Below are 603 nucleotides of genomic sequence, written 5' to 3'. Positions count from 1 at the left end.
CGAGACGGCGCTCGCCCGGCTGGAGGGCACCCAGAGCGCCGTCGCGTTCGCCAGCGGCATGGCGGCCCTGACCGCCGTCCTGCTCGTCCGGGCGAGCATGGGCCTGCGCCACGTGGTGGCGGTCCGCCCCCTGTACGGCTGCAGCGACCACCTCCTGACCGCCGGCCTGATCGGTACGGAGGTGACCTGGACCGACCCGGCGGGCATCGCGGACGCCATCCGGCCCGACACCGGCCTGGTGATGGTCGAGACGCCCGCCAACCCCACGCTCGCCGAGGTGGACATCCGGGCCGTCGCCCGGGCCTGCGGCTCGGTGCCGCTCCTCGTCGACTCGACGTTCGCCACGCCCGTCCTCCAGCGTCCCGTGGAGCACGGGGCGCGGATCGTCCTGCACAGCGCCACCAAATACCTGGGCGGGCACGGGGACGTCCTCGCCGGCGTGGTGGCCTGCGACGAGGAGTTCGCCGGCAAGCTGCGCCAGGTGCGGTTCGCCACCGGCGGCGTCCTGCACCCGCTGGCGAGCTATCTGCTGCTGCGCGGGCTGTCCACGCTGCCGGTGCGGATGCGGGCCGCGGCCACGACCGCCGCCGACCTGGCGCGCCG

General features: G+C 75.6%; 1 protein-coding gene. It reads left to right on the top strand.

Annotated features, from left to right (window positions below):
• A partial coding sequence (locus tag A4V12_RS22960) for a PLP-dependent transferase (RefSeq protein ID WP_199831356.1) occupies window positions 1–603 on the top strand: 603 nt, incomplete at both ends.

The organism is Streptomyces noursei (assembly GCF_001646665.1).
GTDB classification, from domain to species: domain Bacteria; phylum Actinomycetota; class Actinomycetes; order Streptomycetales; family Streptomycetaceae; genus Streptomyces; species Streptomyces lavendulocolor.
Note: the sequence above shows the minus strand (reverse complement) of the source record. Positions and strands in the feature narration are given on the sequence as shown.